This is a genomic window from Streptomyces sp. NBC_01241 (assembly GCF_041435435.1).
In the GTDB taxonomy this organism is placed as follows: domain Bacteria; phylum Actinomycetota; class Actinomycetes; order Streptomycetales; family Streptomycetaceae; genus Streptomyces.
The window spans coordinates 8,691,786-8,714,169 of record NZ_CP108494.1 but is presented as its reverse complement, the minus strand read 5'-3'; the positions used below and the strand labels follow the sequence as shown (position 1 = coordinate 8,714,169).

Genomic DNA, 22,384 nt, shown 5'->3' with positions numbered 1-22,384 from the left:
CGGGTCTCACACGGTTGCGATGCCCGGGTCACTCACGCCGACCTGACCGTTCTCAACGTGCCCGGCCAGGCGCCGCAGGTATCCGGCGTTGCCCTCGACCACGACCGTCAGGTCGTACCAGCGCTTGGTGGCGCGCAGGTCGATGCTCTGCACGACGGTGGCGCCGGCGCGGACCATGTAGGTGTGGCGCCCGCCGCCGTACGCGTTGGTCACGGTGAGGTGCGCGTCGGCGGTCGACGGGTTGGTCAGGGTGAGCTTCAGGTTGCCGGCGTCGTGGCGTGCCGTCACCTCCGGCTCGGCGGCTTTGTTGTTGCCCTTGAAGGTGCGCAGGAAGCCGTTCGGACCGTGGGCCGTGAGGTCGTAACCGCCGCCGGAGTACGCCGAGTTCCAACTGTCGGAAACGGGCTTCCCGGCTGCCGCCGTGTACGTCCACGGGCCGTCGGTGCGCTTCTGCGAGCGCACCTGGAAGGCGGCGCCCACCTGGTCTCCCGCGCTGAACGTCAGCTTGTACTTGCCGGTCGCGAGGTCCGCGGCCCCGTCGACATAGGGAGCGTAGGAGAGCGGGCGGCTCGGCCGCGCCCCGGCCTCCTGCCTGGGCAGCGTGCCCTGGGCGGGCGGCTTCGGTACGTAGCTCTTGTGGCGGTCGCGGTCCGGCGGAGCGTAGCCCGCGGTGTCCGGCAGGTCAGCCGGGTCCGTGATCTTGAGGGAGAAGTCGAAGGCGGATGTGAGGTCACCGCAGATGGCGCGCCGCCATGGCGAGATGTTGGTTTCCTTCACTCCGAACCGGTTCTCCATGAAGCGCAGGATCGAGGTGTGGTCGAAGGTCTCGGAGCAGACGTATCCGCCGGTGGACCATGGCGAGACCACGATCATGGGGACGCGCTGTCCGAGGCCGTAGGGGCCTGCGGCGTATCCGATGCTGCCCTTGTAGTGGTCGAGTGTGGCGTCGACGCTGGACAGGCCCTGGGCTGCGGAGGCTGGCGGATAGGGCGGCACGACGTGGTCGAAGTAGCCGTCGTTCTCGTCGTATGTAATGAAAAGGGCGGTCTTGCTCCATACGTCAGGGTTCGAGGTGAGTGCGTCAAGTACGTGCGAGATGTACCAAGCTCCGAAGTTCGCCGGCCAGTTGGGGTGTTCGGAGAACGCTTCGGGTGCGGCGATCCAGGAGATCTCCGGCAGCCTGCCGGCCTTGACGTCGGCTTTGAGGATGTCGAAGTATCCGTCTCCCGCCTTGGCGTTCGTGCCGGTGCGGGCCTTTTCGTACAGGGGGTCGCCGGGCTTGGCGTTGCGGTAGTTGTTGAAGTACAGCAGGGAGTTGTCGCCGTAGTTGCCGCGGTACGCGTCGTCGGTCCAGCCCCAGCCGCCGGCCGCGTCGAGACCGTCGCCGATGTCCTGGTACACCTTCCAGGAGATGCCTGCCTGCTCCAGGCGTTCGGCGTACGTCGTCCAGCCGTAACCTGCTTCCTGGTTGCCGAGGACCGGGCCGCCGCCGGTGCCGTCGTTGCCGACGTGGCCGGAGAGCATGTAGTAGCGGTTCGGGTCGGTCGCACCCATGAACGAGCAGTGGTAGTCGTCGCAGACGGTGAACTTGTCGGCGAGGGCGTAGTGGAACGGGATGTCGTCCCGTGTCAGGTGCGCCATGGTGCCGGCACCCTTGGCGAGTATCCACTTGTCGTACTTGCCGTTGTTGAACGCGGTGTGGCCGCCGGCCCAGTCGTGATCGAGGCCCGCGATGAACTGCATGCCGAGGTCGTCGGCGTCCGGGTGGTACGGCAGGGTTTCTATGCCGACGATTGCCTGGTTCCATACCGGTTTGCCGCTGGGCAGTGTCACCGGGCGGGGGTCTCCGAAGCCCCGGACGCCCTTCATCGACCCGAAGTAATGGTCGAAGGAACGGTTCTCCTGCATGAGGACGACGATGTGTTCGATGTCCTGGACGGTTCCGCTGCGGCGCGCCGCGGGGATGGCGGCTGCGCGGTCGATGGAGCCGGACAGGGCGGCGAACCCCGTGGTGGCTCCGGCGATTTGAAGGAAGCGACGCCGATTGATTTCGGTCATGGCTGTGGGGATCCTCCTGTTGCTTCGGTGATGTCCGTCCACGAAGAGGGGCAGACGGAGTATTCAAGAGGACCCGGGCTTGAGGAAAGTGGGCTGAGGTGACGGTCGTGCAAAATGTGGACGGATGGTGTGCGGGACGTCGGCCCGTCGCCGCACGTCGTGTCACAAGTCCCGTTCCACTGCCCTCGGATCGTGTGCCGTTCAGAAATGCGTCGCTGCAGGTCATAGGGGGTCTGGTGGCGCTCAGGGTCACGTGGGACGATGCCGCGGGTAATTGTCTCGCTGGTCTGTCGGGTGACGAGGAAGCTGTTGTCGGTCCCGGTGTTGCTGCTGCGTCGGCAGGTGGCCAAGGACGCCGAACTTCTTGTCCTGCGGCACGAGAACGCGGTGCTGCGCAGGCAACTTGCAGGTCCGGTGCGCTACGAGCCGGCGGACCGGCTGTGGTTCGCAGCGTTGTCCTCGCCGATACCCCGGCGTCGTCGGGCGCAGGTGTTCCCGGTGACTCCGGGCACCGTGCTGGCGTGGCATCGAAGGCTCGTGGCGCGCCGGTGGGACTACAGCAAGCGCCGGAGCAGGCCCGGCCGGCCACCGACCACGAAGGCGATCAAAGAGCTGGTGCTGCGGCTGGCCGCAGAGAATCCGCGTTGGGGGTGTTGCAGGATCCAAGGCGAGCTCGCGCGGCTCGGGCATCGGGTCGGAGCCTCCACGGTCTGGGAGATCTTGACTGTTGCCGGAGTAGGCCCTGCTCCCCGTAGAGGTGGGCCGACGTGGCGAGAGTTCCTGACGGCGCAGACCGACGGCGTCATCGCCCGCGACTTACTGCACATCGACCTGGTTGATCGTCGCCGGGTCTACGCACTGGTCTTCCTCGAGCACGGCACGCGCCGCCTGCACATCGCTGGTATGACCGCGCATCCGACCGCGCAGTGGACGGTCCGGCAAGCCCGCAGCCTCGCCGTCGACCTGGGCCTGCGCTTGGAGTCGCTGCGCTTCTTGGTCCGCGACCGGGACCGCAAGTACACCGAGTCCTTCGACGCGGTCTTCGCGTCCGAGGGCATCGAGACCCTGAAGACGGCGCCGCGGGCCCCACGGATGAACGCGCACTGCGAAAGGGTCATCGGGACACTCCGGCGCGAGGCCCTTGACCACCTGCTGATCCTGAACGAAGCCCACGCTCGACGCGTGCTCGACGTCTACGCCTTCCACTACAACGGCCATCGCCCCACCAGGCCCGGGGACAACTTCCTCCCCTCGCCCAGGAGCACCCGGCGCCCTCGACCGACTTGACCGCGCACCGACTCCTCCGCACCCGAGTACTCGGCGGCGCCATCAACGAGTACAGGTACGCGGCTTGACCAGCAGCGATGAGTTTCTGAACGGCACACGGCCGGCCCAGGCCGCGACGGGCAGGCCGTGCCCGCCGGCATTGGTCACCGTCCGGCCTGGACGAACCCTGCCCTGCGCGATCACGTTCGTCGGCCAGCCACCGTTCATGCGACCCCCTGGAGCCTACGACAGGCCACATGTCAAGCAGCGACTTGCCGACACTTCCCAGCGCCCCACCGCCACAGCGGGTGAGTAGACGTCAGAAGATCACCTGCAAGGGCTAATGGACTTTCAATCTCCCGCACTTCACTTGATTTTGACGGTCAGTCAGACGCCACCTAGAGGAGTTCTGCATACCCGATCAGCCCCACAAACCAGGGCTCCCGATTTGCTCGATATGACAGCAATAGGGGGTGTTAGTACGTTCAATCGCACCGGCTGTCACAGCGGGACTGTCTCTGAGGTCCAAGAAGGAGAACAAACGACATGATCATGACCCGTTCCCACGCGATCGCCACGGCCGTCGCGACCGCCGCAGTACTGACCGCGACCGGCATCACCTACGCCACCGCCGTCCCCGCCCCCCAGGCCCAGGCCCAGGCCCAGGTGGCCGCGGACACCATCCCCGCCCAGACACTCATGGGCGGGGAAGGCGGCAACAACGGCAAGGGCAACGAAGGCAACGAGCGCCGGGGCAACGAGCGCGGAGGCAACGAGCGCGAGGGCAGGCGCCATTACGAGGGCCGGATCCACATCAACGAGCGCGAATACTCCGGCCGCCCCGACGGCTGCATCACCGTCGTCAGCGGCCTGGGTGCCAAGAGCTTCAACATCCGCAACGAAAGCCGCAACGAAGTCGAGGTCTTCCGCGGAGCCGTGTGCGACAACGGCGCCCCCATCGCCACCGTCGGCCCCCGCAGCTCCGCCAACAACGTCCGCCCGGGCAAGGACGAGGACGAGAACTTCGAGAAGGGCGAGGACCACGGGAAGAAGCACCACGAGGAGATGAATGGCGGTGTGAAGGTCAAGAACGGAGTCATCGCCAGCTTCCGCGTTGTCAAGCGCCACCACGGTGAGAGGGGCGAGGGCGGCGAGGGCGGCGACTTCGGCGACTTCGGCGACTACTAAACCCAGCAACCGCCTGATACGCATGCCGCAGAACCCCGGCCCGCCGTAATCGGGCCGGGGCCCTCCGGCCAGGCACACAACACAGAATCCCGGCCCGTCGTAACCGGGCCGGGATTCCCGTCCGGCCCCCGACCCAACGATATCCCTACTCGGAACATCCAGCCCGGGACCGCAAAGGCGCACAGAAGCGTCGACGAGGACGGTGCACAGCCGAACCGGCATGCAACCGATCCACTCACAGCACCTCAGCAAACCCGGACTCGTCGCCCTCGACATCACCACAGCCGACGAAGTCGACGGACGATGCGGGAGCGGGCCGAATACCCCGGCCCGCTCCCGGCAAGGTCAGTCGGAGGCCTGAGTGCCCGTCACCTTCAGGTGTCGGACGCGGCCCTCGTTGTCGAAGGATCCGAAGCCCACCCGGCCCGAGGCGAAGACCGGGTCGGTGGCCGTGATCAGCGGGTTGTGGCTGCCGTCCAGGTAGACGGCGGTCTCACCGGTGTCGGCGCAGTGGGTGAGGCGCACCTTGTGCCATCCGTCGTCCTTGATCGCCGGAGGTGCGCCGTAGGTTCCGTTCCACTGGTCGTCAATGCGCAGCCGGTCGGCGTCGTTGACTGTGAACAAACCGTTGTGCGGGTAGATGGTGTTGTCGCTCGACAGGTGTGCGTACTGGAATCGGGTGTCCGACTGATAGTCCCAGATGAGGATGACGTCACGGTTGGTGATCTCGACGGGGGTATCGATCCGGACCTCCGCCTCGATGGTGACGGAGGAGTAGCGCGGGCCCGCGGTCAGGACGGCGTACTCGAAGGGGCGGCGCGGTCCCGGGCGGGAGACGCCCGGCTCGGCCAGGATCGTCTCGCGTTCGGTGTACGCCCACTTGGCCGGGGTGACCGGCGCCCAGTTGTCGGGCCCGGTGGTGTGGGTGGTGGGGGTGTTGCCGATCTCGCAGTCGGCGAAGGTGCGGGTCCCGGTCACCTTCCAGACCTTGCCGTTGGCCTTCGAGACGATGTACAGGCCGCCGCTGCGGTCGGAGCCGAAGCGCAGGTCGACACGTTGGTCACCGGCGAGGTCGCGCATGGTGACCGTCTTCCCGGCGGACTTGTCGAACAGCATCAGCTGCTCGAGCGGCGCGAGGTCGGCGCCGCGGTGCATGTCGCGGGTGTTCGCGGCCAGGATCCGGCCGTCCACGAGGTCACCGAAAATGTACTTTCCACGCAGCGCCGGCGCGTCCTTGCCGCGGTAGACGAAGCCTCCGGCAATGGCGCGGCCCACATCGGTCTGGCAGTTCCAGCCGGGTCCCGGGTCGTGGTCGTAGGCGGCGACCGGGTAGGTGTAGCCGTACTGGGCGTCGTCGGCCGGAAGGGGAAGGATGCGGGCACACGGGTCTGTGGTCTTCTTGTCGAATGCGAAGGCGCCCTCGCGCTCGCTCCAGCCGAAGTTGTCCCCGGCCTTGACCTCGTACACCGACTCGATGGCGTGCTCGCCTATGTGGCCGAGATACATACGGTGGCTGCCGCCCTCGTCCCAGCTGAAGCGGTGCGGGTCCCGCATGCCAATGGCGTAGATCTCACCGAGCGCACCGGGCTCACCGACGAACGGGTTGGACGCGGGGATGCCGTACCGGCCGTTGCCGCTGTCACGGCCCGCGGGGTCGATCCGCAGAAGTTTGCCGTGCGGGAGCGTCAGATTCTGCGGTTCGCTGTTGCCGACGCCTTGGCCTCCGTCGCCCACCGCGAGGTAGAGGAGGCCGTAGTCCTCGTCGTGAGGCTTTGCCGTCGGGTTGAAGTCGATCTGCTGAATGCCGTGGACCTGGCCGGTGAAGCCGATACGCAGCACCTCGCGATGGGTGCCGTGGAAGACGGCCGCGGAGGGGTCGTCTGCGGTCCACTCGGTGATGATGCCGTGATAGGTAAGGGTGCCGGCCTGCCGGTAGTCGGGGGTCTCGGTGACCTGCGAGGCGAGCTCGGTGTGGATGGTGTAGAAGCGCCCGTTCGTTCCGAACTCCGGGTGGAATGCGGCGTAACCGAAGCCCTGGCCGAGGCCGCGGCCCGAGAAGAAGTGCGGGAATGCAGCCTTGACGTCCAGGTACGGGTGCGGGGTGCCTCCGGAAGTGCGCGTCGCGGTGCCGGGGTCGGTGAGGTACAGGGTGCCGTTGAGGTCGGGAGTCGCCATCCGGCCGGAGCCGTCGGGGAGTTCATTGATGGTATTGATCCGGGCGTGGCGCATCAGGCGCGGATCCGTCGGCTCCGGCACCGGTTCCGACTTGGGGAACTGTGCGAACTCCTGCAGGACGAGCCCCGTCCTGGACTGGACGGGCTTCTGCGGAATGGGGTCGGTCAGGGCGGCTGTCGCCGCGGCGGGCTCGTCGGCATGGGAAGGCGCGGCGAGACCGCCCAGGGCGAGGGCCGCGCTGACGGCCACGGCCGCCCAGTGCCTTCGGTATGTACGTCGTGACTCCATGCGGGTCCCTTCGGGCTGGCGTGATAAGTAAGGGAAAGACGATCCGGGGGCGAGAAGGGTCAGTGGCCCCGCGTCATGCGCTGGTACTCCGCCGCCACCGCTCCGGCCGGCACCGGGCGGTCCAGGAACAGGAGGTCGTCCATGCGGCAGTCGCAGGCGTTGCTCTCCCGGGTGTTCTGGGGGAAGCTGCCGCCGATCTTGATGCCGCGGGGATCGGTGGGCGAGGCGCGGTGGGGCGCGGGCGTGGTGGCGAGTTCCCAGGGGTCGCCCGGCGTGACGTAGAAGCCGTCCAGGGGCTTGCCGTCGCGGTAGAGGGCGAGTGTGCCGTCGCGGAAGTCGAACGTCGCGGCCAGGTGGACCCATTCACCGCGGGGCAGCAGTTCTTCCCAGGGGGCGCCGGCGGCGAACGTCTGGGAGGCGCCGCTGTCCAGGCGTCTGCCCAGCGCGACCAGCTTCAACTCACCATTGACCTGGATGAGTTCCAGCAGCGCACGCACCGCGTGGCCGTCAGATGTTCCGGACAGTATGCCGGCCAGCCCGATCGCGTTGTAACGGTCGCCGGGGTCGGCCGTGTTGGAGTTGAGGGCGGGATTGTCGCCCGTCATCTTGAACCAGCCCATGACAGTGGCGCCCCGGGCACTGTTGAACGCCCCGAGCGACGGCATGCCTTCGGCGTCCCAGGCCCCGGCCTTCCAGTCGTCGTTGCCCGCGGTGGCCGGGTTCTGCTGGCGCACCTGCAGGGCGGGCGAAGAACCCGGGTACGCCTCGTCGGCCACGCGCATCGCGGAACCGCCGTTGATCAGGCTGAGCGTGGTGCCGGAGCGTCCGATGTCCTGCTCGCGACCGGGGTCGGCGGGGTCCGGGTGCCCGAAGTCGTACGCCACCACGGCCTGGGCTCGCAGCGGAGTATGGGCGGTTGAGGGGCGGGCCGCCTGGGCCGGAAACGTGGCGGCGGCAAGCGAGGCGGTCGCGGCGAGCGCGGCGACGGCCAGTGAGTAGCGTCTGGTGCGGGGCGGTGTCATTCAGCCTCCCAGCGGCAGCGAAGGGGCAGTCGACCGGGGGTTCCCGATCGACAGAAAGCGCTTTCGTTCGCGTTCTGGAACCATGTAACTCCCTCGCGACGCCCCTGGCAATGGGCGTGTACTCGCCAAATTAAGGGAACCAATGCGGCGGCGGCACGGACTCCTCGCTGACAAGGACGCAGCCCGTGAGCGGCCCTTCAAGGCACAGATACCAAGCAGCTCACGGCGGTTTACGGACGACTCGCCCCGAGTCCGGGCGGGTACGGCGGGTGGGTAAAGCGGTCTGGCGGGTGACCGCGCAGGCGCCGGTCCACCCGCTGGACAGCATCGCCCCGGCCGCAAGTCGTCACTACAGCCGCCAGTTGATGCGGAAGGCACATAAGACGGTGTATCGCGCCATGCAGGGATGAGAATGCTCGGCCCGAGAAGTTACCGGAAGGTCTTTGACGTTGTTCGCGACTCTGGTGCGCAATTCTCTGCGGCTGCTTGACCGGTAGGTGATGATCGTTCCTGCGGTCGTTACGTGTCGTCCGGCCGTGGAGGGTGGGTTGTGATGTCGTTGCGGCCGATGGGGCTGCCGCCGGTGCCGGAGCAGACGGTGCGGGTCGCGCGGGCGGCGTTCCCGCAGGGGAGTTTGGCGATCCGGGTGCGGGACCGGCTCGGGGAGGTCTTCACCGATGAGCCGTTCGCCGAGGCGTTCGGGGTGCGTGGGGCGCCGGGTCTGTCGCCGGGGATGCTGTCGCTGGTCACGGTGTTGCAGTTCGCGGAGAATTTGACTGATCGGCAGGCCGCGGCGATGGCGATACGGGCCATCGACTGGAAGTACGCCCTCGGCCTGGAGCTGACGGACACCGGCTTCGACCACAGTGTGCTGCCCCGGTTCCGGGCCCGCCTGGTCGGCAACGGCATGGAGCGTGTCGTCTTCGACCGGCTCCTTGAGTACTGCGTGGACGCCGGGCTGGTGGCCGCGGGAGGAAAGCAGCGCACCGATTCCACCCATGTGGTCAGCGCGGTACGGGACTTGAACCGGTTGGAGCTGGCCGGGGAGAGCGTGCGGGCTGCGCTGGAGGCGCTGTCGGTCGCGGCACCGGACTGGCTGGCCCGGGCCGTGGACGTGCCGGAGTTCGCCCACCGCTACGGACCTCGGGTCGACAGCTGGAAACTGCCCGGCTCCAAGGTCAAGCGCGACCAGTTGTCCCAGGTCTACGGACAGGACGCGTTGCGGCTGTGCCGGGCCGTCTGGTCGCCCGACGCGCCGGCCTGGCTGCGGGAGATCGGGGCCGTGGACATCATGCGCCAAGTCCTCGTGCAGACCTACACCGTCCGCACCAGCAGCCGGGGCAAGGAGGTGGTCAGCAAGCGGGAAGCCGACGAGGACGGTGTCCCGCCCGGCCATCTCCGCCTCGCCTCGCCCTACGACACCGACGCCCGCTGGTCCGCCAAGGGCGACGACCTGTTCTGGCTCGGCTACAAGGTCCATCTCACCGAGAGCTGCGACAACACTCCCCCCGAAGCCGAAGCCGAAGCCGAAGTCCGGGGACGGCCGAACCTGATCACGGATGTGACCACCACCCTGTCGACGGTGCCGGACGTGAAGGCCACCGCGCCGATCCAGCAACAACTCGCCGACCGCGGCCTGCCGCCCGCCGAGCACTACCTGGACTCCGGTTACCCCTCCGCCGAACTGATCGAGACCGCCCGCAGCCGCGGAACCGTCATGGTCACTCCCGTCCTCCTCGACCGATCCGCCCAGGCCAAGAGCCACGCCGGCTACGACAAGAGCGCCTTCCGGATCGACTGGAAAGCCCGACGGGTCCGCTGCCCCCAGGGCAACACCAGCACCGGATGGCACCCGGTGCGACAACGCGAACGAGACGCCATCGTCGTCGAGTTCGCTAAGCCTCGATCCGCCGAGCGGCTCGTGTCCTGTGGATGAGGAAACGAGAAGAGGTGCCTGCTGACCTGCGATGATGGGAGTTCTGACGCTTCCAGCACGCACAATCAGCAAGGCACCTCGTAGATGCAAGTTTCCCACACTCCGGCAGCGGTCTCCGCTGCGTTCGATGACCCGAATCTGGTCGCGTATGCGGGGCTGGTTCCGGTGATGCGGCTGGCCGAGCGGTGCGGCCTGTCGGACCTGGTGGCTGCGAAGGTGAAGCTGACCGGAGCGAGGAACGGTGCGGGGGCTGCGGCGGATGCCAAGGTCACCGGCATCGTGGCCGGGATGGTCGCGGGTGCGGACAGCATCGACGACCTGGACGTGCTGCGGCATGGCGCGATGCCGGCCCTGTTCGGCGGTATTCGCGCCCCGTCCACGCTGGGCACGTTCCTGCGTGCGTTCACCCACGGCCATGCGCTTCAACTTCACTCCGTGCACCGGACGTTTCTTGCCGCGCTGGCCGCGCACACTCCGCTGCTGCCCGGTGCGGACAAGCTGGCGTTCATCGACGTCGACAGCACCCATAAGCGGGTCTACGGGCGGGCCAAGCAGGGCGCCGAGTACGGCCGGTTCAAGGGCATTCGTACTCTGCACCCCCTGCTGGCCACGGTCTGCACCCCGTACTCCCGGCCGGTGATCGCCACGGTGCGGATGCGCCGCGGGAAGGCCGCCGACTCCCGGGGCGCCCCGAAGTTCGTGGCCGAGGCCCTGTCCACCGCCGCCGAGGCCGGCTGCACCGGCACCCGGATCCTGCGCGCGGACTCGCAGTTCTACAACGCCGCGGTGATCGCCGCCTGCCGCCGGGCCGGAGCGCACTTCTCCATCACCACCGGCATGAACCCCTCCATCAAACGGGCCGTCCACAGCATTCCCGAGGATGCCTGGCAGCAGATCAGTTACCCGACCGCGGTGCCCGACCCCGAAACCGGTGAGCTCATCTCGGACGCCGAAGTTGCCGAGATACCCCAGTACACCGCCTTCACGAGCCGGGAGAAGAGCGAGCGGGTCACTGCCCGGCTGATCGTGCGCCGGGTCCGTGACCTGGCCAAACCCGCCGTCATCGATGAACAGGGCGAACTGTTCCCCGTCTGGCGCTACCACCCCTTCTTCACCGACCGGCCCACCGAAACCCTGCAGACCGAGCGGGAACACCGCCACCACGCCGTAATCGAGCAGGTCATCGCCGACAGCAAAGCCGGCGCCCTGGCCCACCTGCCCTCCGGACACTTCCACGCCAACGCGGCCTGGCTGACCCTGTGGGCGATGACCTACAACCTGCTGCGGGCTGCCGGTGCACTGACCTCGCCCTTCCATACCAAGGCCACCACCGCCACCCTCCGCGCCCACCTGGTCCAGGTCCCGGCCCGGATCGCCCGCTCCGCACGACGCATCACCCTGCACCTGCCACACAACTGGCCCTGGCAACACGCCTGGACACACCTCTTCGACACCGTCCACGGACCACCCGGCTGACACGAACAGCCCCTGATCACCCCGCCCACCAGGGCCCGACCGGAACCGAACCCGTGGAAAAGCTGGGCAGACCAGCGGACACAACCTGCCCTCACCCGACCACCCGACCCAAAGCCGATCAAAAGACCACTCTCAAACCACCTCGGCGGATCGAGGCTAAGACGGACTGCCAAGCATGCCCCGTCCGACCCGAGTGCACCTCGGCCCGGCGCGGCAACCGCATGCTCACCCTCTACCCCGAGCACCTGCACACCGTCCTCGCCGCCGCCCGCGCCGAACAGAAGACCAAGACCTGGAAGGACAAGTACGCCCTGCGGGCCGGAGTGGAAGGAACCATCAACCGTGCGACACGAGGGCGCACGATACGAGTGAACACACCGAGTGGAGGTTCGATGTTGAAGGTGTAGTTCCGGGCCAGTGTCCAGGGTCTGTCCCCACCCTGACGTGCGTTGCGGGTAACCGCGGGGTGCGGAGCTCAGGGGGTCAAGCCCAAGGGTGCCCGTGCCATCCGGGGACCACAGGCGAAGGGGAAGACTGGACGGGCGAACGACGAGTGAACCCCTGGTTGATGTCTCGTCAGGTATCAGCTCCGGATGATGGATCGCTCTGCCGGAGTCCAGGAACCGGCCGTTGAGAGGCGGCAAGCGGCGACTGTAAGAGGTGAGTTGCAGTCGTAGGACACCGCTGTTCCCGGGGCATAGGGGGCGCCCACCCCAGTCGGATCTCGTACGTGTGCAACGCGGAAACCCCGTCGGGGTCCGGGGCCGGTTATCCGGTGCCCGGTTGGCCGACCGCGAGGAGAGCTCAACTCCCCGGCGGGAACAGGAGGACCCAAGAAGCGAACGCCGGCGGCCGAAAGGCAGCGGGAAAGCGGGACACGATGACCGGCCCCTCCGCCGGTCGTCTCGTATAACCGGCCGGATACGGGCAGCTGCCCGGACCCGAAAGGGTGCTGACGTGGGTCTGGTGGGCCTGTGAAGTGACGATGACCGAAGGCGATGGAACCGAGGGACAAGTTGGACACCAAGGCGGTGAAGGAGGCCGGGATGGCAGATGCCGCTCCGGCTGTGATCGCGGTGGTGAACGGACCCGAGGACGATGTCACCGACTGGCTGTCGATCGACTGGCAGCGGGTGGATGACGACGTACGGCGGCTGCGGCAGAGGATCTTCACGGCGTCACAGGCAGGGGACCTGAAGAGGGTCCGCAATTTGCAGAAGCTGATGCTCCGTTCCCGCGCCAACGCACTGCATGCGGTGCGGCGGGTGACGGAGGTCAACGCTGGCCGCGAGACGGCGGGCGTCGACGGCAAGGTGGTGCTGACCGCGCCCGGCAAGGCCGAGGTGGCCGACTGGGTGCAGCACCGCTCCGAGTCGTGGACGGCCCGGCCCGTCAGACGGGTGTATGTGCCGAAGCCCGACGGGCGTCGGCGTCCGCTCGGCATTCCCGTGATCTTGGACCGCTGTCTTCAGGCTGTGGTCCTTGGTGCTCTGGAGCCCGAGTGGGAGGCACGGTTCGAGCCGAGGTCCTACGGATTCAGGCCCGGCCGTGGCTGTCATGACGCGATCGAGTCCATCTTTCTGACCTGCCGGGGCCCCAACCCTGGTCGGCCATGGGTACTTGACGCGGACCTGGCGGCGGCATTCGACCGGATCGACCATGATCACTTGCTCCGGCGGCTCGGCACGTTTCCCGCGCGGGAACTGGTCGCGCAGTGGCTGCGGGCCGGTGTGGTCGAGGACGGTCGGCTCACCGAGACCGGGGAGGGAACTCCCCAGGGCGGTGTGATCACGCCCCCAACGCAATGGGTAACTCGGGCATGAGTCACCCTCCGTAGCGTCTTGATCTTGATGCTGGTCGTCGGCGGTGCGCTCACGCACGGGTATGCGGTGCCGGATGGTGATCTTCTCGGGGCCGACGAGGACGTCCTTGACGAGGAGCCTCAGGACGCGCTGGCGCTCGGGGACCTCGGCTGTCCCAGCGTTCTCGCGGAGCTGGGCGAGGAAGCCTTCGAGGTCGTCAGCGAGCTTGAGGTAGGCGTCGCGGTCGGCGAGCTGGGCTTCCAGCGCGTCGAGTTGGCCACGCAGGTTACTCTCCCGGGCCCGCAGGCCGGGCATCCGGGCCCGCAGTTCATCGATGGTGACGAGCTGTTCCTGGAACGCCTCGATCATGCGCGTGATCGCTGCGGTGGCCTTGGCCAGGGCCAGTTCGAGACGGCTGCGCTGGCGGGTGGCGGGGTCGGAGGTGCGGGCACGGTCCAGCCGCTTGTCGATCTCGGACCGGATCAGGTGCGGGTCGGCGATCATGCCGATGATGTGGTCCCAGACGACGGTGTCGAGGTAGTCGGCGCGGACGGGCTTGTTGGTGCAGACCCGGCCGCCCGCGTAGCGGTAGTCGTCGGAGCCCAGGCACCGGTAGTAGTAGATCTTCTTGCCGGAGGAAGTAGTGGTCGAGGTGCGGTAGTAGCCGTATCCGCAGCTCACACAGGCCGACAGCCCCTGAAGCAGGGAGGGGACCTTGCTGTTGCGCGAAGCGAAGCGCTTGTTGTCGGCGAGCCGCTGGGCGGCGCGTTCGAAGGTGGCCGGGGTGACGAGCGCGGGAACGGGGATGGTGATCCACTCCTCGCGGGGGCGGTCGGCGGTCTTGACGGCGCGCGGAGTGCTGCGGCCCTCCAGGCGGGCCCGGCGGTTCAGGCCCGGGGACTCGTGGAGGATCTGGGTCTTGCCGAAGGCTGCCTGCCCTTGGTAGGCGGGGTTTTTGAGCATGCCCCAGACCACGCTGCGGTCCCAGCGGGTCTTGCCGGTGCGGGTGGGAGTGCCGCTGTCGGTGAGCCAGCGGGTCAGGTCCGCGATGGAGACCCCGTCGTCGGTATAGCGGCGGAACAGCTCGACCACCAGCGCCGCCTCGGACTCGACGATCTCGTAGGTGGCCCCGCACTCGGGGGTCTTGCGCAGGTAGCGGTAGCCGAACGGGGCTCCGCCCAGCACGTTCACCGCCCCCGAGCGGGCCCGGTAGGTCTTCCCGCGCCGGTAGCGTTCCATCAGCTGGGCCTTCTCGTACTCGGCGAACATGCCCTGGAACTGGACCATCAGCTGGTCCTCGGGGCTGTCGCCGCGTGGGCCGCGGACGAACTCCACCCGGGTGCCTGCCCGGGCGAACTCCTCGACCAGCAGGGCCTGGTAAGCGAACTTGCGGGCGAGGCGGTCGGGCGCATAGCACAGCACCACATCCACGCCGACCTGGGCGACCAGGTCGCGCAGCCGCTCCAGCGCGGGCCGCACCAGGGTCGCCCCGGAGTGCCCCTCGTCCTCGAACACCCACTCCTCGGGCAGCTCAAGACGCTGTTCTGCGACGTGCGCGCGCAGGGCCGCGGTCTGCGAGCTGATCGTCTGGTCCTTCTTCTGCCGGGCCGAGGACACCCGGGCGTAGATCGCCACGCTGGTCATCGCTCACTCCTGCCTGCTCCAGGCGATCCCGTATCCGGGCCCGCCGCTGCGGAACCAACGCCGCATAGGCCGCGGACAAGTCCGCCGCCGCATGACGGTCGAAGACCGCCTCCACCTCCACCGGCCGGCCGCTCACCTGCCCGGCCGCCCCTCCGGGGCACCCCGCTCAAGGAATTCGGCCAGGGCCTGGGCCACCACCGCGGAGATCGCCCGGTCGCTCTCGTGGGCACGGGCGCGGATCTGTCCTGCCAGCGATTCCGGCAGCTTGACAGTGAACACCACGCTCGACTCGGGGACTTCGAGATGTCCAGCGGCCATGGCCTGCTCCAGATACCGGCGTGCCTGACGCACCGACACCCCGTACCTACTCGCCAACGTGCGGGCGGCTGCGGCCACGGGCGCACCCGCCCCGACCAGATCCGCGGCGGCGTTGACCCGCCGGGCGTACTCGACGCTATCGACACGATCACCACGCACCATGTCACAAACCTACTACCCATTGTGACGCTCCTTACCCTCCGCGCGAGGAAGGAGTTCCAAGCGCCGGTAGCCGAGCGTCACCTCGAAGCAGAAGTTGCCCATTGCGTTGGGGGCGTGATCAGCCCCGCGCTGATGAACGTGGCTCTGCACGGAATGGAGGAGGCCGCCGGGGTGCGGTATCACGCGAGCGGCATCCACGCCGGGAGCGTGATGCGCAAGAGCCCCGTGCTGGTGAGGTACGCAGACGATCTGGTGGCGATGTGCCACAGCCGTGAGCAGGCCGAGGAGGTCAAGCAGCGGCTCGCCGCCTGGCTGGAACCCAGAGGGCTCGCCTTCAACGAGGACAAGACGCGCATCGTGCGCCTCACCGAGGGCTTCTGCTTCCTGGGCTTCCACGTCCGGCTGTATCGCAACCGGAAACTGCTGATCAAACCCAGCAAGGCGTCCGTGAAACGGATCCGGAAACGGCTCGCCGCCGAGATGTGGGACCTGCGCGGGTCCAATGCCGAGGCGGTGATCAGGACCCTCAACCCGATCATCCGGGGCTGGTCCGCCTACTTCCGGATCGGGGTGTCCAGCAGGGTCTTCAGCTCGCTGGACTTCTACGTGTGGCAGCTCGCCTACAAGTGGGCCAAGCACGAACACGCGAACAAGCCAAAGGACTGGATCGTGCACCGCTACTTCGGAGAGTTCAACCCCCGCCGGGGTGACCGGTGGGTCTTCGGAGACCGCGGCAGCGGACGGTTCCTCACCAAGTTCGCGTGGACGAAGATCGTCCGGCACCAGCTCGTCAAGTTCGGGGCGTCTCCGGATGACCCGGCACTGACCGAGTACTGGGCCCGGCGGCGGCGCAAGGACGTGATCCCGCTGATCGACAAGGCCGACTGGCACCTGCTCAACCGCCAGAACGGCCGCTGTCCGCTCTGCGGGGCTCTTCTGCTGCACGCTGACCATCCGCCGTCCAGCCCCATCGCGTGGGAGCAGTGGCTGCGGGCGACCCGCAAAGCGATCAGCCGCAAGGCGATCGTCATCACCGGGCCGGGCACACCGGACGCCCCACCCGCCCAACTCCTGCACGCCCACTGCCGACAACGGCTTGTCACCGCCACCGGCAAGGGGCCCAGCCTTCTGCCCGCCCGTGAGCCATAGGGCCTGCTTGAGCCGTGTGCGGGGCCAACCCGCCCGCACGGTTCTCAGGGGGCGGCGGCGCGGCAACGCGCCGCCGCTACCCGACAGGCACTCGACATCACCGGCATCCGCCGGGCCCGCTACCGCGGGCTGCCGAAAGTCCGCCTCCAGCACGCCTTCTCCGCCACCGCGATCAACGTCGTCCGCCTAGACGCCCACTGGACCGAGCATCCACTGGACCGCAGCCGCACCAGCAACCTCACCCGCCTCAGCTACCGACTCACAGCCTGACCACCCACCCGGAATTGCGCACCAGAGTCGTTCGCCCGCCCGGCAAGCCGGTCACAGCGAAGTTCGGCGGTGCCGCCTCGATCAAGACGGAGTTCGCCCCGCCGGGCAGGCGCAGCCTGTACGGGGCCTGGCAGTCCTTCACGGTGGCGCTCGGTCTGCTCGCCGGAGCGGGCGTGGCGGCGCTGCTGGCAAGCGTGCTGACCGAGCCCGAGCTCAACGGGTCGGGCTGGCGGCTGCCGTTCCCGCTGACCCTGCCCCTGGGACTCGCCGCCCTGCGGCTGCGGCTGAAGCTGGAGGAGTCCCCTTCCTTCCGGCGGACTCGGACCCGGACCTCGGATGCAGGAGGCCACCCGCAAGCGGTGCCGCCCGCTCCCGCCTCCGCACGTGAGGTGGCCATGGCCATCGCGCTCGGTGCCGGCCGGCTCATGGGCTGGTCGGCGGCCAACTACACCTTTCTGGTCGTCATGCCGTCCTACCTGCAGAGCACGCTGAACGCGACGTTCCGACAGGTCCTGGTCGCCACGGTCCTCGCCAACTGGGCTTCGCGGCCTCCATCATCCCGGCGGGCTCCCTGAGCGACCGGATCGGCCGACGCCCGGTGATGGTGGCCGGGGCGGTGCTCGTGGCCGTCCTCGCGTTCCCCCTGCTGCACGTGTTGCAGAGTGATGCTGCCTCGACGACCGCCAAGAGTCTCGCGGTCTTCGCCGCCGGCGCCATCGTCGGCCTGATGGCGGGACCAGGGCCCGCGATGCTCGCCGAGATGTTCCCCACCAGTGTCCGCTACACCGGCCTGGGTCTGGCGTACTCGCTGTCCAACGCGGTCTTCTCCGGATGCGCGGGACTGATCATCACCGAAGCGATCCAGCGGACCGGCAACGTCGACATCCCCGCGCACTACGTGGTCGTGACCTGTGCTGTCAGCACGCGCGCCCTGCGCGGCGACAACCACCGTCGCGCGTTGCGCGACTGACAGCCCGACGGGCCGGGAGAGAGGTGTGAGGATGCGGGTCATCGGGCTGATGTCGGGGACTTCCCACGACGCGGTCGACGCCGCCGCGGCCGACCTGACGCTCCAGGATGACAGTCTGCTGCTGACGCCCCTTGGGATGGTGAGCGACCCCTACCCGGCAGAGCTGCGGAACGCCCTGACCGCCGCGCTGCCGCCCGCGGCGACCACGATGAAGGACGTGTGCCTGCTCGACACCCGGATCGGCCAGGTCTTCGCCGCACTGGCCGCCCGGGCCGACCGGGAGTTGTGCGACGGTCGCGCCGACCTCGTCGCCTCGCATGGCCAGACCGTCTACCACTGGGCCGAGCAGGGCCGGGTGCACGGCACGCTGCAGATAGGCTCGCCCGCCTGGATCGCCGAAGCCACCGGCTGCCCAGTGGTCTCCGACCTGCGCTCCCGCGACGTCGCGGCCGGCGGCCAGGGAGCACCTCTGGTGAGCATCGTCGACGTCATGTGGCTGCACGGGCGGCCCAGCAGACCCGCCGCCTTGAATCTCGGCGGCATTGCCAACCTCACGGTGGCCGCCGGAACGGGTGACCCGGTCGCCTTCGACACCGGCCCCGGCCAACGCCCTCGTCGACGCGGCGGTGCACGCCCTCACCAACGGCCGGCTGGACTACGACCAGGACGGGGCGCTGGCCGCGCGAGGCAGCATCGACGCCGACCTGCTGCAGCGGCTCCTCGACGAGCCGTACTACGCGAAACCGCCGCCCACGACGACCGGCAAGGAGTTGTTCCACTGGCCCTAGAAACCTTCTTGTCGAGCTTGGATTCTCAGGGGGCGCTCCATGACGTTGAGGCAGGAAGCGAAGGTATGCGGTCCTGGTCGGCGACTTCAACACCCGTCGCGAAGGGGCATTCTGCCCGTCGCACTCCCCGGAGTTCCGCGGTTCGTCGGCATGTACGGGGTCGTTGAGCGGGTTCTGCGCAGGTCACCGTGGTGCGGGGGAATGCGCCGACCGTGAAAGGTGTGAGCTTACGCATGTTCCACAGCTGCGCCACGGACTCGGGCAAGTCCAAGTCCTGCGCCACCTGACCGATCGAGCGGGCGGTGTCTGCCTTCTCACGCGGATGGATGGCGCTTCCGGCCGCCGGCCCTGGTGGCCGGGCGGTCCGGGGCCTGTCCGGCGGATCTTGCCGGACAGGCCCCTGGTCCCGAGGAGGGCTCAGCGCTTGAGCATGAAGGTGAAGTCGCCGGAGAGCTTGCCGCTCAGCCGGACTGTCGAAACGAGTTTCCCCTCCGTGATCAGTCTCTCGACCTCGGCCCGCGAAAGACCGCAACCTTCAGCGATCAGTCGCACTGGCCGGACGGGTATCCGCGCCGCAAAGCGGACCGAGACGTCGATCACCTCGCGGTCCAGGTGATCCGATCCGCCGGTGTCCAGGCGCCAGGTGTTGTCCCAGTCGAGGGCGATGCGATTACGGCGCCGCACGAGCGGATCCTGGAGCAGCTCAGCTGTCAGGCCAGGGTCGTTGTCATGCAGCCGGTCCAGCAGCTCAGGTCGTACGGAGCGCACATTCATCCGCTCCAGGACCGTGAGCTTTGCAGTTTCCCCGCAAGCGGTACAGAGCGCGTGGAGCCAGGCGTCGATGAGCTTGTGGTTTGCGTTGACGCGGAATTTACCGCTTGCCCGGAAGCGCTCGGACGCGCACGTGTGGCAACGGCGGAGAACGAGCGGCAGGCAGGTGGGCACGACCACCCAGTTTTTGAGCACAGAAGTACACCGGTTTCAGTGAGAAGTCCGCAGCAAAAAGGAGCGCGGCGCACATGCGCGACGCGCGACGATTCAGCGCTCGGGAGGTCTCACAGGGTGTACAACGGCATGTCCTTGCCCAGACGACTTGGTTCGGCAGCACGGTAATGACTCACAGCAGCGCTGCTCCACTGGTTTTCCAGCGCCTCACCGCCAGGTTCTGTCCGGCGGATCAAGGACGAAGCCAGAGCCGGATCGCGGCGACGGTGACGGTGCCGTCAAAGACGTAGGCCCGCTTGTCGTACCTCGTGGCCACGGCCCGAAAGTTCTTGAGCCTGTTGATCGTCCGCTCGGCCTTGCTCCTACGCTTGTAGTGAAGCTTCCCCTTGATCGTGGACACCTGGAGACTGTGCGCGGTGATGAAAACGGCCCGCTCCACGTACTACGCATGGGTAGCCGAACGGGAAGCCCGCGAAACGCGGCAACGGGCGGATGAGGCCCTGGCCCACGAGATCACGGTGATCCGTGTCGGGCGAGCGCCGGCCGCGCTGTGGGGGGCGCCGGACGGCCGAACGCCCTTCGGACACCGACCACATGCGACGACCCTGCCCTCGGGCACGCCCGGGCTCCGTCCCTTTACGCGCTCCCGTGAGCCGCCGTGATCGGCCCCGGTCGGGACACCTGCGGCCACACCAGCAACACGTCGCTCATACCACTCTGTTGACGCGTGCCAATGATGATCATAGGCTGCCTCGCCATCGGCTCCGGAGCGCACCCGGAATCCAGATTCCGTCCGTCTGCGCGCGGCCGCCCCTCGTCGCCCCGTCGACGACGGGTCCGGGGTCGCTGTCCGACTGCACCACCTGCACCGCCCGGTACCGACAAATCCAGGAGGAGCAAGTGAGAAGACGTCGCGCGGCCGCCTGGGCCGCCTCAGCCGTCATCACCACCTTCGCGTTGACCGGCACGCTCGCCGGATCAGCCGCCGCAGAGCCCGGCGCGACATCCGGGTCCGCCACCGCAGCGCAGGCCCGGCCGGAGGTGATGGCCACCACGACCGGCCCCGTCACGCACGAGGAGAACGACCGCGTACCGAAGGGCTCGCTCTGGACGCAGCACTATTTCCCTTCCTCGGACGGCAGCGGGGTCGAGCTGCACGCCGACGTGCTGCGCCCCGCAGACCTGCCGGCGGATGCGAAGACGCCGGTGATCCTGTCGGTGGGCCCGTACTTCTCCCACGCGGGGGAGACTGCTCCCGCGGGATGGGACCGGGTCGGGCCATCGGCGCGCTTTCAGGATTTCATCGACAGCGCGCGGCTCATGGAGCGTGGATACACCTTCGTGATGGTGGACCTGCGCGGCTTCGGCGGCAGCACCGGGTGCCTGGACTTTCTCGGCCCGGGGGAACAGGCTGACATCAAGGCGGCCGTCGAGTGGGCAGCGAGCCAGCCGTGGTCCACTGGCAAGGTCGGCATGTACGGCAAGTCGTACGACGCCAACACCGGGCTGGCGGCCAATACCCTCAAGCTCAAGCCTCTGCGGGCGATCGTTTCCCAAGAGCCGACGTGGAACAGGTACAACTACCTGTACAGCAACGGGGTGCCGCGTTCCAACGTGACCAGCACCCCGCGGAGTTACTACTCGATCGCGACCATGGCGCCGCTGGCCGATGACAGCGACCACTACAAGGCGAACGCGGGGTACGAGAAGAACCACCCCGAGTGCGAGAGTTACAACCTCACCAACACCCAGAACCCCGACCCGAAGTCGCCGTTCTGGCGTGCCCGCGATTTCGCCTCCCGCGCCGCCGGATCCCAGACGCCGCTGTTCGTCACGTCGGGCTTCATCGAGGACAACACCAAGCCCGAGGAGATGCAGAAGTACCTGGCCAACCATCAGGGTCCGCAACGCGGTTGGATCGGCCAGTGGGAACACGTGCGCGGTAACGAAACCAATGCCATGGGCCAGCTCAAGATGGGACGGGCGGGCTGGTTCGACGAGGTGATGCGGTTCTACGACCAGTACCTCCGCGGCATCGGACCGTCGGTGACCGACCCGGCGTTCTCCCTCGAGGACAGCCTCGGCCACTGGCGCGCCCAGCCGACCTGGCCGGTGACCAACGATGCGTACAAGGTGCGGCTGGCGCCCGGGCAGTACGTCGACGACGGCGGCAAGGCGCAGAAGGCCGCCCTGTCGATGACGGCGCCGGAGTCTCAGGGCTGGGACATCGAGTACGCGCCGCAGGTCGGCTCGCCGACGACTGACCAGACGAGTGCGCTCAGCGCCGACGCACCCGCCAACAGCTATTGGACCTGGTCCACGCCCGCCGCTGAGCAGGTGCGGATCACGGGCAGCCCGGAGATCACGCTGAAGACCAGGGGGCAGGGCAACGTCTGGGCACGGCTGTGGGACGTCGCTCCGGACGGCAAGGCGACGATGTTCAACGAGAACGTCGCACTGCTGGAGAGCAGCGGATCAACCTCCTTCGTCCTGAAGGCGACGGACTGGACTTTCGAGCAAGGCCACCAGCTGGGGGTCCAGATCGGAACCATCACCTCAAACGGCTGGCGGAGCATTCCCTCGGGTGAGACGATCACGGTCTCCGACGCGCGGCTCGCCCTCGAGGTGCAGGACCCGCGGTTCGACTCGCCGACCCAGGGTGACCGCTCGCCGTACCTGGACACGTACGTGAGGGCGAACACCACCACGCTGAAGAAGGTCGGCACCCCCACCTTCCCGCTGAGCATCTCGAAGAACGGATGACCTAGCGGCTGCCCGGCACCCGCCGAGGCGGGTGCCGGGCACCGTGGCGTATCGCGTGGCGACGGTGATCAAGGTTCAGGCTGAACGGCTCATGGCGCTGAGGTCTGCGGCCCAGCACGTTCGACGCGGCACAGACGTCCTCTGCCGGGGGACCCAGCGGCTGC

General features: G+C 68.0%; 12 protein-coding genes and 5 pseudogenes. 10 read left to right on the top strand and 7 right to left on the bottom strand.

The genetic code is table 11. From position 1 onward, the window contains the following. Nucleotides 1–6 precede the first annotated feature (6 nt). On the bottom strand, nt 7–2,058 hold the full coding sequence (locus OG306_RS39565) for a phosphocholine-specific phospholipase C (RefSeq protein WP_371666187.1): 2,052 nt from the start codon (nt 2,056–2,058) through the stop codon (nt 7–9). Between the two features lie 261 nt (nt 2,059–2,319). On the opposite strand from OG306_RS39565, the pseudogene OG306_RS39560 reads away from it, so the two are divergent. Next, nucleotides 2,320–3,413, top strand: a pseudogene (locus OG306_RS39560) (integrase core domain-containing protein). 457 nt (nt 3,414–3,870) lie between these two features. Beyond that, nucleotides 3,871–4,512 carry a hypothetical protein gene (locus OG306_RS39555; protein ID WP_371666186.1) on the top strand — a complete coding sequence of 214 codons (642 nt, stop codon included), beginning with the start codon at nt 3,871–3,873 and terminating at the stop codon, nt 4,510–4,512. A 345-nt stretch (nt 4,513–4,857) separates the two neighbouring features. On the opposite strand, the gene OG306_RS39550 is transcribed toward OG306_RS39555, so the two are convergent. Both OG306_RS39550 and OG306_RS39545 read right to left on the bottom strand, forming a co-directional pair. Then, complete coding sequence (locus OG306_RS39550) at nt 4,858–6,975, bottom strand: PQQ-dependent sugar dehydrogenase (protein WP_266904224.1); 2,118 nt, start codon at nt 6,973–6,975, stop codon at nt 4,858–4,860. Between the two features lie 59 nt (nt 6,976–7,034). After that, on the bottom strand, nt 7,035–7,997 hold the full coding sequence (locus OG306_RS39545; RefSeq protein WP_266751461.1) for a hypothetical protein: 963 nt from the start codon (nt 7,995–7,997) through the stop codon (nt 7,035–7,037). Between the two features lie 553 nt (nt 7,998–8,550). Between OG306_RS39545 and OG306_RS39540 the strand changes: the two genes are divergently transcribed. The 4 genes from OG306_RS39540 (at nt 8,551) to OG306_RS39525 (ending at nt 13,232) form a co-directional block, all read left to right on the top strand. Next, the gene (locus OG306_RS39540; protein ID WP_371666185.1) at nt 8,551–9,933 is read left to right on the top strand and encodes a transposase; all 1,383 of its coding nucleotides are present in this window, start codon (nt 8,551–8,553) and stop codon (nt 9,931–9,933) included. 84 nt (nt 9,934–10,017) lie between these two features. After that, nucleotides 10,018–11,409: an IS1380 family transposase gene (locus OG306_RS39535; RefSeq protein WP_266749657.1), complete on the top strand. Its 1,392-nt coding sequence runs from the start codon at nt 10,018–10,020 to the stop codon at nt 11,407–11,409. Nucleotides 11,410–11,462: 53 nt separating this feature from the next. Beyond that, on the top strand, nt 11,463–11,816 hold the full coding sequence (locus OG306_RS39530; RefSeq protein ID WP_371666184.1) for a transposase: 354 nt from the start codon (nt 11,463–11,465) through the stop codon (nt 11,814–11,816). A gap of 591 nt (nt 11,817–12,407) precedes the next feature. Further along, entirely contained in the window at nt 12,408–13,232 is an 825-nt protein-coding gene (locus tag OG306_RS39525; protein ID WP_371666199.1) for a reverse transcriptase N-terminal domain-containing protein, read from the top strand. 501 nt (nt 13,233–13,733) lie between these two features. Here OG306_RS39525 and OG306_RS39520 read toward each other — a convergent pair. Further along, nucleotides 13,734–14,855, bottom strand: a pseudogene (locus tag OG306_RS39520) (recombinase family protein); the annotation flags it as partial. A gap of 132 nt (nt 14,856–14,987) precedes the next feature. Continuing rightward, nucleotides 14,988–15,335 carry a hypothetical protein gene (locus OG306_RS39515; protein WP_266744339.1) on the bottom strand — a complete coding sequence of 116 codons (348 nt, stop codon included), beginning with the start codon at nt 15,333–15,335 and terminating at the stop codon, nt 14,988–14,990. A 114-nt stretch (nt 15,336–15,449) separates the two neighbouring features. Between OG306_RS39515 and OG306_RS39510 the strand changes: the two genes are divergently transcribed. From OG306_RS39510 to OG306_RS39500, 3 genes and pseudogenes are all read left to right on the top strand, one after another. Beyond that, the gene (locus OG306_RS39510) at nt 15,450–16,484 is read left to right on the top strand and encodes a group II intron maturase-specific domain-containing protein (RefSeq protein ID WP_266904718.1); all 1,035 of its coding nucleotides are present in this window, start codon (nt 15,450–15,452) and stop codon (nt 16,482–16,484) included. Between the two features lie 251 nt (nt 16,485–16,735). Continuing rightward, nucleotides 16,736–17,724: pseudogene (locus tag OG306_RS39505) on the top strand (MFS transporter); the annotation flags it as partial. Between the two features lie 31 nt (nt 17,725–17,755). After that, nucleotides 17,756–18,503, top strand: a pseudogene (locus tag OG306_RS39500) (anhydro-N-acetylmuramic acid kinase); the annotation flags it as partial. A 426-nt stretch (nt 18,504–18,929) separates the two neighbouring features. Here OG306_RS39500 and OG306_RS39495 read toward each other — a convergent pair. Then, a complete protein-coding gene (locus tag OG306_RS39495; protein WP_371666183.1) occupies nt 18,930–19,478 on the bottom strand; it encodes a DUF1062 domain-containing protein in 549 nt (182 codons plus the stop codon). Nucleotides 19,479–19,689: 211 nt separating this feature from the next. Next, nucleotides 19,690–19,830, bottom strand: a pseudogene (locus OG306_RS39490) (IS5/IS1182 family transposase); the annotation flags it as partial. Between the two features lie 527 nt (nt 19,831–20,357). On the opposite strand from OG306_RS39490, the gene OG306_RS39485 reads away from it, so the two are divergent. Continuing rightward, nucleotides 20,358–22,220, top strand: a complete 1,863-nt coding sequence (locus tag OG306_RS39485; protein ID WP_371666182.1) for a CocE/NonD family hydrolase — start codon at nt 20,358–20,360, stop codon at nt 22,218–22,220. Nucleotides 22,221–22,384 lie beyond the last annotated feature (164 nt).

Bases quoted from the DNA above. Each gene is read 5' to 3' on its own strand.
- OG306_RS39555 (WP_371666186.1), top strand. From the start codon at position 3,871: ATGATCATGACCCGTTCCCACGCGATCGCCACGGCCGTCGCGACCGCC.
- OG306_RS39550 (WP_266904224.1), bottom strand. From the start codon at position 6,975: ATGGAGTCACGACGTACATACCGAAGGCACTGGGCGGCCGTGGCCGTC.
- OG306_RS39535 (WP_266749657.1), top strand. From the start codon at position 10,018: ATGCAAGTTTCCCACACTCCGGCAGCGGTCTCCGCTGCGTTCGATGAC.
- OG306_RS39525 (WP_371666199.1), top strand. From the start codon at position 12,408: ATGGAACCGAGGGACAAGTTGGACACCAAGGCGGTGAAGGAGGCCGGG.
- OG306_RS39565 (WP_371666187.1), bottom strand. From the start codon at position 2,058: ATGACCGAAATCAATCGGCGTCGCTTCCTTCAAATCGCCGGAGCCACC.
- OG306_RS39545 (WP_266751461.1), bottom strand. From the start codon at position 7,997: ATGACACCGCCCCGCACCAGACGCTACTCACTGGCCGTCGCCGCGCTC.
- OG306_RS39515 (WP_266744339.1), bottom strand. From the start codon at position 15,335: ATGGTGCGTGGTGATCGTGTCGATAGCGTCGAGTACGCCCGGCGGGTC.
- OG306_RS39540 (WP_371666185.1), top strand. From the start codon at position 8,551: ATGTCGTTGCGGCCGATGGGGCTGCCGCCGGTGCCGGAGCAGACGGTG.